Source organism: Cobetia sp. MMG027 (assembly GCF_027947415.1).
Lineage (GTDB): Bacteria > Pseudomonadota > Gammaproteobacteria > Pseudomonadales > Halomonadaceae > Cobetia > Cobetia marina.
On the sequence record NZ_JAQJIO010000008.1, the window covers coordinates 252,822 to 263,166 of the forward strand.

The 10,345-nt window shown below is 58.4% G+C and carries 9 protein-coding genes; 4 read left to right on the forward strand and 5 right to left on the reverse strand.

What is annotated here, in order from left to right; translation table 11 throughout:
- Positions 1-347: 347 nt before the first annotated feature.
- Together PJK54_RS13150 and PJK54_RS13155 are read left to right on the forward strand one after the other, a co-directional pair.
- Positions 348-2,108, forward strand: a complete 1,761-nt coding sequence (locus tag PJK54_RS13150; RefSeq protein WP_077377189.1) for a purine-cytosine permease family protein — start codon at positions 348-350, stop codon at positions 2,106-2,108.
- Between the two features lie 140 nt (positions 2,109-2,248).
- Positions 2,249-3,730 (forward strand): mannitol dehydrogenase family protein, encoded by a 1,482-nt coding sequence (locus PJK54_RS13155; protein WP_271303122.1) that lies wholly within the window; start codon positions 2,249-2,251, stop codon positions 3,728-3,730.
- A gap of 101 nt (positions 3,731-3,831) precedes the next feature.
- Here the strand turns inward: PJK54_RS13155 and PJK54_RS13160 are convergent, their stop codons facing one another.
- Positions 3,832-4,728, reverse strand: a complete 897-nt coding sequence (locus tag PJK54_RS13160; protein ID WP_271303123.1) for a drug/metabolite transporter — start codon at positions 4,726-4,728, stop codon at positions 3,832-3,834.
- A 370-nt stretch (positions 4,729-5,098) separates the two neighbouring features.
- Positions 5,099-5,881, reverse strand: a complete 783-nt coding sequence (locus tag PJK54_RS13165; RefSeq protein WP_271303124.1) for an SDR family NAD(P)-dependent oxidoreductase — start codon at positions 5,879-5,881, stop codon at positions 5,099-5,101.
- Positions 5,882-6,113: 232 nt separating this feature from the next.
- On the opposite strand from PJK54_RS13165, the gene PJK54_RS13170 reads away from it, so the two are divergent.
- Positions 6,114-6,878, forward strand: coding sequence for an SDR family NAD(P)-dependent oxidoreductase (locus tag PJK54_RS13170; protein ID WP_271303125.1), 765 nt, complete (start codon positions 6,114-6,116; stop codon positions 6,876-6,878).
- 106 nt (positions 6,879-6,984) lie between these two features.
- Here PJK54_RS13170 and PJK54_RS13175 read toward each other — a convergent pair whose 3' ends face one another.
- Both PJK54_RS13175 and PJK54_RS17895 read right to left on the reverse strand, forming a co-directional pair.
- Positions 6,985-7,617: a putative quinol monooxygenase gene (locus PJK54_RS13175; RefSeq protein WP_271303126.1), complete on the reverse strand. Its 633-nt coding sequence runs from the start codon at positions 7,615-7,617 to the stop codon at positions 6,985-6,987.
- A gap of 298 nt (positions 7,618-7,915) precedes the next feature.
- Positions 7,916-8,251 (reverse strand): PAAR domain-containing protein, encoded by a 336-nt coding sequence (locus tag PJK54_RS17895; RefSeq protein WP_442870682.1) that lies wholly within the window; start codon positions 8,249-8,251, stop codon positions 7,916-7,918.
- Here PJK54_RS17895 and PJK54_RS13185 point away from each other — a divergent pair.
- Positions 8,144-9,049, forward strand: a complete 906-nt coding sequence (locus PJK54_RS13185; protein ID WP_271303128.1) for a formylglycine-generating enzyme family protein — start codon at positions 8,144-8,146, stop codon at positions 9,047-9,049. The two genes, PJK54_RS17895 and PJK54_RS13185, sit on opposite strands and share 108 nt — an antisense overlap.
- Positions 9,050-9,231: 182 nt before the next feature.
- On the opposite strand, the gene PJK54_RS13190 is transcribed toward PJK54_RS13185, so the two are convergent.
- A complete protein-coding gene (locus PJK54_RS13190) occupies positions 9,232-10,230 on the reverse strand; it encodes an IS5 family transposase (RefSeq protein ID WP_271303129.1) in 999 nt (332 codons plus the stop codon).
- Between the last annotated feature and the right edge of the window lie 115 nt (positions 10,231-10,345).

The window sequence follows — 10,345 nt, forward strand, 5'->3', positions numbered from 1 at the left end:
AGCCAGGACACAATGCGTCAGGCGCCGAACGGGGTGTGAGAACGGAAAAATTAATTTTGCTGAATCGTGTCATTGAATCGAGACACCCCCGCGAAATCCCAGATTTCATGCGGTCTTCAGCGCCTTCCTGACTTCAATAACCATAACCACTCGAGGGCATAGCCCAAAGTTCAAGCACGCGGGCTTTGCGTTTTGATGACCATTCATCGATCATTTGCACCACACCTGAGTCATTTGATCGATAATAGACGATCTACCCTCGTCATCGCCGACAGGATCGCCAAGGCGGCTGCGTGACATCTCGGGTAGGAGCAGCAAGACAAGCCGTAAAAAAACAGGAGCCAATCATGGCCAGTACTGCGCCAGATTTGGATCGGCAGATCGCCCATATGGACGATGAGCTACTGCCGGTGCCACGTCATAAACTGCACCGGTGGCCGCACTTTGCCGGTCTCTATGCCGCCGAGCACGTTGCCGCGACCGAGTTCGTCATCGGTGCCACCTTCGTGGCGCTCGGTGCCGGTATCTGGGATATCCTGCTGGGCCTGCTGATCGGTAATGGCCTTGCAGTGCTCAGCTTCTGGTTGATCACGACGCCAATCGCGATCGAGACCCGTCTGAGCCTCTTCACCTATCTTCACCGTATTGCCGGTGATTCGATGTCACGGCTCTACAACTGGGCCAACGTGATCATATTCACCGCCATCTCGGCGGCCATGATCACCGTTTCCGCCACGGCGGTCAGACTGCTGTTCGACATTCCAGCCCAGACCCAGGCCTACCCCACCAGCTTCGAGTTCATCTTGCTGGCACTGGCCGTTGCCGCCATCGTGGTATTGGTTGCCGTCTATGGTTTCAACGCCCTGACCGAATTCGCCAGCATCTGTGCCCCGTGGCTGATGCTGATGTTCACCGTAGGCGGCATGGTTCTGCTGCCGGAACTGGCGGAGTCCGTCACTGGTGAAACCAGCCTGAACAGTTTCTCGAGTTTCATTGATGTCGCCGGCAGTACCGTCTTCACCGGGATCAACTCCCAGGGCGAAGCAGGCATCGGCATCTGGGAAGTCATCGGCTTCTCCTGGGCGGCCAATACCTTCTCCCACTTCGGTCTGATCGACATGGCGCTGCTGCGCTATGCCAAGCGCATGCGCTCCGGCCTTGCGACCAGCACCGGCATGATGTTCGGCCACTACGTCGCCTGGATCTCCGCCGGTCTGATGGGCGCGGCCACCGCAGCCGTCGCCGGTATCAGCATCGATGTACTGGAACCGGGCGAAGTGGCGTTGCACGCCCTTGGCGCCGCTGGCTTCGTGATCGTGGTCGTCGCAGGCTGGACCACCGCCAACGCCAACCTGTACCGCGCAGGCCTTGCCGCGCAATCTGCCATGCCGAACCTGTCGCGCAACAAGGCGACGCTGGCCGTGGGCATCTGCGTTGCCGTGCTCAGCTGCTTCCCGTTCGTCTATCGCAGCATGCTGCCGCTGCTGACCTATGCGGGTCTGGTGCTGGTGCCGGTCGGTGGGATCATCTTCGCTGAGCATCACCTGTTCCCGAAACTCGGCTTCAGCCGTTACTGGGCGCGCTACAAGGGCGTGAAGCACAACACGCCGGCACTGGCGACCTGGGCGCTGTCTCTGATCTTCGGTTTCGGCCTCGAGATGGTCGACGTGATCCCGTTCTACTACCTGTTCCTGCCGACCTGGTTCGTCTCCATCATCCTCTACACCCTGATGGCCAGATCTGCCGGTGCAGCCGCCTCCTACCCGAAAGCCGAAGCGGCCGAGCGGGAATTCCAGGAGCGTGTCGAAGCCCTGCACGCCAAGCAGGCCGAGACCACCAACCATGCACCGGTCAAGGACACTTCGGGTCTGACCAAGGTCATCAAGGCCGTCTGGATGGTGCTGGGCCTGGCGGTGCCGATGGTCCTCGCGCTGCGCGTACTGTTCGGCAGCCCGGACCTGGCCAGCTACGAAGCGAATCGTGAGTTGTTCTATGACGTGACCATCTGGTCGACGATCATCTACTTCATCTTCGCGTACTGGGAGCTGCAGCGCAGCAAGGCGCTGTTCAACAAGCAGTCCCCCAAGCAAGCGGCCACCGCTAGCTGAGTCGGCAGGGGCTTGCCCCCTGCCATGCCAGCGGCGAAGGAAGCCTGAATCACACGGGTGACCTTCGCCGCTGGCCGTTACGACCTACCCTTTCTTTACCCATCTCGACTCGACCGCGACACGCGGCAGGAGACCTCCCCATGACCCGTCTCTCCAATGCCAGTCTGACTCAGCTGGACGCCAAGGTAGCCACTCCGAACTATGACCGCACTGCGGTCAGCGCCGGTATCGTCCACTTCGGCGTGGGCGGTTTCCATCGCGCGCACCAGGCCATGTACCTCGACGAGCTGATGAATCAGGGCAAGGCGCTGGACTGGGGCATCGTCGGCGTCGGCGTGATGCCGGGTGACCGCCGCATGCAGGAAGCTCTGGCCTCGCAGGACCACCTCTACACCGTGGTACTCAAGCACCCGGACGGCAACTATGAGCCGCGCGTGGTGGGGTCCATCATCGATTACCGCTTTGCCCCTGACTCCCCGGATGCCGTCATCGAGCTGATGGCCGACCCGGCGATCCGCATCGTCTCGCTGACCGTCACCGAAGGTGGTTACAACTTCCACCCGGTTAGCGGCGAATTCAATCTCGAGAATGCCGATGTCCAGCACGATCTGGCCAATCCGGGTGAAGCCAAGACCAGCTTTGGCCTGATCACCGAAGCCCTGGCCCGTCGTCGCGAGCGCGGCGTCGCCCCGTTCACCGTGATGTCCTGTGACAACATCGAAGGCAACGGCAACGTCGCTCACAAGATGTTCACTGCCTATGCGCGTGCACGCGATACCGAATTGGCTGCCTGGATCGAAGCCGAAGTGCCCTTCCCCAACTCCATGGTCGACCGCATCACGCCGGTGACCACCCCGGATGACATCGAAGAGCTGTCCTCACGCTTCGGCGTGGAAGATGCCTGGCCGGTAGTCTGCGAGCCCTTCACCCAGTGGGTGCTGGAAGACCACTTCGCCAATGGCCGTCCGGCATTTGAAGATGCCGGCGTGCAGCCGGTGGAGGACGTCGAGCCCTATGAGCTGATGAAGCTGCGTCTGCTCAACGCCGGCCACCAGGCGCTGTGCTACTTCGGCTATCTGGCCGGCTATCGCTACGCCCATGAAGCCTGCAACGACCCGCTGATCGTCGACTTCCTGCTCGGCTACATGAACGAGGAAGCTCGTCCGACGCTGGCCCAGCTGCCGGGTATCGATCTCGACGCCCATTGCCGCACGCTGATCGAGCGTTTCGCCAACCCGGAAGTCAAGGACACCCTCGCGCGTCTGTGCGCCGAGACCTCCGACCGCATTCCGAAGTTCCTGATCCCGGTGGCACACGCACAGCTCAAGACCGACGGCGAACTGCGTCGTACCGCAGCCGTCGTGGCCAGCTGGGCACGTTATGCAGAAGGCGTGGACGAGCAAGGCGAGACCATCGACGTGGTCGACCCGCTGAAGGACGAGCTGATGGAGCGTGCCAGCCGCCAGCGCGAAGAGCCGACTGCCTTCCTGGACAACCGCGAACTGTTCGGAGACCTGGTCGATCAGCCGCGCTTCCGCGATGCCTATCTCAAGGCCCTGAAGAGCCTGCACGACAACGGCGCGCGCGCCACGCTGGAAATGCTGGTGGCAGACGCCAAGTAAGCATGGCGGTGAAGGGGCTCACGACAGCGTGATGCCCCGCCAGCACCCGCAGAAAGACAAAAAGCGAGACAGGCAGCCGCCTGTCTCGCTTTTTTTGTGCCTCATGCCAGCGCAACGGTCCACAGTCCCGCCAGCATGATGAGGATGCCGAGCCACTTGGCGATGGCCGCTCGCTCGCGCAACCAGACCACGCCGAGCACTACTCCCAGAGGGATGGACAGTTGACGCATCGCAACGACGAGACTGACCTCCGCCGTCAACGTCATGGCAACCAGCACCAGCCCATAGGTCGCCATCACCATCACGCCAGTCAACACCATGCTGCCCCGCTCACCCCGCCATAGCGTGGGCAGGCGGCGACGTTCTGTGGGCAGCAGCATGACCATCGGTGCTCCCCAGGCCACCGTCATCATGGCCTGCAACACAAGGAAGACAGCACCGGCAGAGGTTGGCGAATAGCCGACACTCACCATGAGGTCGAGAGCCTGCTTGTCGATCAGCGAATAGCCGGTGGTCCCCAGCGCTGCCAGCAACGCGAACCCCAGCGCGGGGGTCAGATAGGTTCTCGCTCGCAAGCCCTGCGGACTGCTAAAGGGCAACATGAGCGCACCGAGCACGATCAGCCCCATGCCGGTGAAATCCGACACTGTCAGCGCCTGGCTATCCAGCAGACTCAAGGAGACCAGCGGCACCAGCACCACGGGCAAGGCACGCGCAATGGGATATAGCACACTGACCTCGCCGCGCGCATACGCCCAGGCGAGCCCGCCCATGTAGAGCGCCTGACACAGCCCCGTGACCACCAGCCAACCCCAGAATTCAGCGGGCAGCACGGCAAACGACGGCCCCAGCCCCAGCAGCGGCGCAAAGATCAGCGCACCACTGGCCATGGCCAGCATGAAGAAGGCCAGCGACGGCGCCCGCCCCTTGCCGAGCAGATTCCAGCCGGCATGCAGACAGACCGAGACCAGAATGAGTCCCAAAGCCAATGAGCTCATGAGACACGCATTGCGTTCAGGATTCCCCAGGCAAGGGTCATCGCCTGAACACTGTGACGTGAGCGGCTAGCCAGGCGGCACACTGTGACGTGAGCGGCTAGCCAGGCGGCGATTATCATTACGGATGTCTACTTCCTTGTACGAGGAAAACTCCAGCACGGTGGCGGAAGCATGAATATCGTGACAGGGGCGATTCGACGATCTCGAGAGGACCTCCAGGAAGGCTCCCGCGAGCTCTTCTCATCAAATTCAGCCTCACCCAAAGTGATATCAATCAAGAAAAGCGGCTGAGACAACGGCATCTGAGGACTGCCTATCGCATGACGGTACTGGTGAGTGTTATCTGACGAAACTCCATCAATACAGCTCATCACCAAGCAATGGGCTGACGATCGCGAAAGAAACCACCACTAGGGCCATCGTCAGGCAAAGTGGCAAGCCAGAGCGCCGTATCGGCACCCTGCTGTGGGGTTCGGGGAGCATCAGGGCCCCCGACGCCAGTGTTCACCCAGCCGGGGCACATGGCATTAACCAGAATGCCGCTGCCTTGGAGTTCGGCCGCGAAGACTCGTGTCATCGCATTCAGCCCCGCCTTGGAAAGACGGTAGCCGATATCGCCAGCGCCCATCTCCGCTAACTGCCCTGATCCACTGGAGACATTCACGATACGACCCTCACCGTGGCGTTGCATCAGCGGGACCGCCAACTGTGTCAATTGATAGGCCCCCAGCAGATTGGTCTCCAGGCTCTCTCGCACCATCTCGACCGGCTGCTCGAGGGCCAACGTCGGCCTGGCGGGTTCAAGATGCGGTGCTTCCAAATAGATGCCAGCGTTGTTGACCAGTACATCCAGGCGGCCATCACGCGCCTTGATCATCGCGATGACATCCCGCAGATGCTCAGTGCAGGTCATCTCCAACACACAGGGTCTGACTTCACCGCGGGGCGCCTCATCCATCAGAGTATCCACCGCTTGCTGCGCACTCTCAGCCGCACGTGAGCTGAGATAGACGAGATAGTCGCGTGCCATCAGCCCTCGCACTATCTCACGTCCGATGCCTCCAGCAGCCCCCGTCACCAGTGCCACACGCTGCCCGGGTGACTGAGTGATTGCACGCGTTTCGGGGGAAGGAGAAGTATCGATTGCTGTCATTGAGTCGCTCCTGTCATGTCATGCTCGGCATACGTATCCCGCCAAGGGAGGGGAATTGCCCAGAAACTACCACATTCACAAGGTGCTCACTGGGCATATCCTGGCCTTTTCACAACCCTTGCCTCGCCAGCCTGACACCCAGTGGCCGGCAGTCGCCTCTCCTGAGGCATTCGTGGTCGCCCTCTTTCTGCAGTAGGCTTGCGTGAGACTTTACTGATATGGGAGCCGCGACATGCATGACGTCAAACCATTCGACCTCAGTCATCAGACCGCCGTGGTAACCGGTGCCAGTCGCGGTATCGGGGCCGCCATGGCGATCGCCCTAGCCGAGGCCGGCGCCGATATCATTGCCATCAGTGCCAGCATGACCGCCGATGGTGGTGATGTAGGTGAACGTATCCGCGCCCTGGGGCGCACCTTCCAGGGCATCGCATGTGACGTTTCCGACCGCAGCGCCATCCAGCAGCTAGCCGCGCAGTTGAGTTCGACTCGGGTGGATATCCTGGTCAACAACGCCGGCACCATCGAGCGCGCCCCGGCCACCGAGCACACGGACGCGCAATGGGATCACGTCATTGATACCAACCTCTCCGCCCCGTTCATCCTGACCCGCGAGATCGGCAAACAGATGGTCGCGCGCGGCAGCGGCAAGATCATCTTCACCGCCTCACTGCTCTCCTTCCAGGGCGGCATCACCGTGCCGGGCTACGCGGCCAGTAAAGGCGGCATCGCTCAGCTCACCAAGGCTTTCGCCAATGAGTGGGCCGCTCACGGCGTCAACGTCAACGCCATCGCACCGGGCTATATCGCTACCGACAATACCGAAGCCCTGCGACATGATGCACAGCGCTCCCGCGATATCCTCGCGCGCATCCCCGCCGGGCGCTGGGGATCACCAGACGACTTCAAGGGCCCGGTGGTGTTCCTGGCATCATCTGCCTCGGACTATGTGCATGGCACCGTCCTGACGGTCGATGGCGGCTGGATGGCACGCTGACGCTCATGTCGACTGGAAACTACTGAAACAGACAAGGCGCAGCCTGAGGTGGCTGCGCCTTGTCTTCAAGATGGAGGTGTAGAGGGAGTATGTCCTGCCAGTCAGCTCAGAACTCGCTGACGATATTCAAGTACTGCTTCATGTCCCCGACCATGGCCTGCTCCAACAGCTTGCCTGTCTCGATGGCATAGGGCTGCTGGAAGTGAATGTCCCACAGGTCTGACTCCGTGCGCCAATGCTCGTATATCACCAGCGTGTCGTCCTGCCCATCGAGGGTATACAGATCAAACACGAGATTGCCCGGCTCCTCACTGCGCGTCTTCGCCACATGCGTGGTGAATTGCTGCAGCAACCGAGCGCGATATTCTTCCTTGATCTTGAAGATGAAGAAGATACTGAATACCTCATCTTCCGGCTGCACGTGCCTGGGGTTCGCCTCATGCAATGGCGCCGGGTCAGTATCGTTCAAGGGCATCACCTCGAATGGCGATGCCAACGCCGTGTCAGCCAGTTTCAGCAGGGCTTGCGCGTAGGGCTGAATCACATGTGCCTGATGCGCCTCAGCACTTGCCCAGCGCTCGTAGGCGAAGATGGTGGTGGGAGAATCCTTGGCCGCGAAGAAACGCATTTCCAGCATCCCCGGTTCAGCCGCTGAGCCCAGCTTGTTGTCAGCCAAGGCCTGCTTGAAGGTAGCGAGTTGTTCGGGCTTGACGTCAAATTTCACGATCAAGGTGAGCATGGAGATGCCCCTTATAGTCAGTGGTTGTCATCGGCCCAACGGCAAGACCTGCTTGCGTCACGTGACAGCAGGTCTGTCTCGGGAAGTGACTGACACTATCTTTCGCTGCCTGGCTGAAAAACCCGCGGCACGGAGAAAGACTTTCAATGAAACCTTGAACGTGAATGCAGCCCCCGCCACAGCAATGCGCCGCCTGAAACATGAGACCGCGGCACTTATGCAGATCCAGAACGAAAAATCCCGCAGCCAAGGCTACGGGATCATCGAATACAGATACCTCATGGACAAGCTCACGCCCTCATCCCAGGCCGTGCTTGCCACTCACCGCAGAGATCAACGCCGCCCCACATGCCGTATGGCAGCCGTGAAACGCTACCGGCTTGCCATTCAAGCTGATGGTGGGATTACCCAAGATGATACTGTGTGTGTCCAACTCAGGGTTGTTTTGAAGACATATTTGTAACGAAGCTACATCGCCAAGCGGCCAGCCGCAGAATACTGATGCGACAGTTTTATAGGGACATTCATGAAATATACAGTTGTTCTGACGACACTCTCTGCCATAGGTGTTAGCGCTTGCAATAATGTTAATGCTGATGCAAGAAATCAGAAAGGTGTCGATACATTGATTCAACGGACAAAAGATGCTCTCGTTCGCGTTGAAGGGGGTAGCTTCCAGATGGGAGATTTCGGCCCCATAGACCCCAATCTGAAAGGTCGCAACAAAGGATTACCTTATAGCGCAGAACAGGATAATAAGCCGTTACACCAAGTCACACTAGATACCTTCTACATGTCACCCACTAAAGTGACATATTCAGAATACGATATTTATACACAGGCTAAAGGGAAAGAGAAGATCAATAACTCTAACAAATATGAAATGCGATTCCGTCAGGATAATGTGCCTGCTGGTGTAGATTGGCAACAAGCCAAAAATTATTGCGGTTGGCTAGCTGAGAAAACTTCATTACCCTTTACATTACCAACAGAAGCACAGTGGGAGTATGCAGCACGATCCGGTGGACAATTTATCCCTTATGGTACTAGTACAGGCACTTTAGAAAAAGGTAAGAGCATCCCTACAAATGAAGAAGTAAGAGGCGCAACTGAGGCTGGCGATTCGAGTGGTCTTGCACCCTATCCTGTTGATATGTACCCACCTAACCCTCTAGGGTTGTACCAAATGGGAGACAATGGTTATGAATGGGTACTAGATTGGTATCAGGAAGATTATTATGATAGCACCATTCAAAAGAATCCAAGAGGCCCAGACGAGGGTGATGAAAAAGTAGTAAGAGGCATATCGAATGGCCAAGGCTGGGGAGGTACATTGACGGTAGAACGTTATCATGCCCCTCCTAAAATAGGCGACAAATTTCTTCACACGGAATTTTCTTTTCGTTGCGTCGTAAGTGATGAAATAGACTAAGCGTACTGGTTTAGCTATGACGGCATATACAGAGAGCAATAGCTAAGGAAACGATGATCAATTCGATTCTGCGCGGTTTAAGCGCTCAGACTGGTGCTTCAACCACAACAGCGGTCGCGTTCTGATCGGTATAGATGGCCTATTTCCCCTACCAGCCGATGTATCCGGCTAGTAGGAGAGATTCAAGACTCACTGACCCCGTCAATGCGTCCTTCGCATCGCGTCGCCAGCAAGAGGTTGACCAGCCCGAACAGGCTGAATAGCTGCGCCTGGTTCTTGGCCAGCCCCTTGTAGCGCACCTTCCGGTAGCCGAAGAGATTTTTGATGACATGGAACGGATGCTCGACCTTGGCGCGAATGCTGGCCTTGGTCCGCTCGATTTTCAGCAGCAGTTCTTTCATCGGACTCTCTTCCATCTTCTTGATACCGCCTCGCTTGGCCGCGATACAGCAACGGGAATCCTCTGCATCCTTCTCTTCGTCCAGGCGTTTGCCCATACCGATGTAGCCCGCATCAGCGTGAACTCGATTGTCATCATCCCGCACCAGGTGCTCTACCATGGTGACATCAGCCACGTTAGCCGAGGTGGCAACCACGGTATGCGTCAGCCCAGTCACCGCGTCGACGCCAATGTGGGCCTTCATGCCGAAGTACCATTGGTTGCCCTTGCGGGTCTGTTTCATCTCGGGATCGCGCTGTTTGGCCTTGTTCTTGGTGGAGGGCGCAGTCGAGACAATAGTGGCGTCGACAATGGTGCCCTCACGCATAAACAGCCCCTTCTCGGTCAGGTGGGCATTGATCTCCTGGAAGATCCGCTGCGTCAGAGCATGCTTTTCCAGCAGATGGCGGAAACGCAGTAGCGTGGTCGCATCCGGCACGCTCTCGATGGCCAGATCGATCCCCACGAAGTCGCGCATTGCCTGGCTGTCGTAGATGGCATCTTCGAGCGCCTCATCAGCCAATGCATGCCACTGTTGCAGGAAGTAGATCCGCAGCATGCGCTCAAGCCTGATGGGCGGCCGGCCTCGCTTGCCCGCGGCATTCGGGAAGTAGGCTGGCGACAGTGCATCGATCAACCGCTTCCAGGGTAGCATTGCCTCCATCTGGGCCAGGAACCGCTCTCGGCGAGTCACTTTCTTCTTGTTCTGATGCTCTGCTTGGGCGAATGAGATCTGCTTCATCGGGATGGCTCTATCGGGCGGTAGCGGTATAGCCAGATTCTACCCCGTCGGTGGCGATCAGGCACCAACGGCAGGATTTGTGCAGTGTTTCCCTAATATTCCTATTTTTATACGT

Coding starts and splice junctions, on each gene's coding strand:
- PJK54_RS13150 (WP_077377189.1), top strand. CDS start 348: ATGGCCAGTACTGCGCCAGATTTGGATCGGCAGATCGCCCATATGGAC.
- PJK54_RS13155 (WP_271303122.1), top strand. CDS start 2,249: ATGACCCGTCTCTCCAATGCCAGTCTGACTCAGCTGGACGCCAAGGTA.
- PJK54_RS13160 (WP_271303123.1), bottom strand. CDS start 4,728: ATGAGCTCATTGGCTTTGGGACTCATTCTGGTCTCGGTCTGTCTGCAT.
- PJK54_RS13165 (WP_271303124.1), bottom strand. CDS start 5,881: ATGACAGCAATCGATACTTCTCCTTCCCCCGAAACGCGTGCAATCACT.
- PJK54_RS13170 (WP_271303125.1), top strand. CDS start 6,114: ATGCATGACGTCAAACCATTCGACCTCAGTCATCAGACCGCCGTGGTA.
- PJK54_RS13175 (WP_271303126.1), bottom strand. CDS start 7,617: ATGCTCACCTTGATCGTGAAATTTGACGTCAAGCCCGAACAACTCGCT.
- PJK54_RS13185 (WP_271303128.1), top strand. CDS start 8,144: ATGAAATATACAGTTGTTCTGACGACACTCTCTGCCATAGGTGTTAGC.
- PJK54_RS13190 (WP_271303129.1), bottom strand. CDS start 10,230: ATGAAGCAGATCTCATTCGCCCAAGCAGAGCATCAGAACAAGAAGAAA.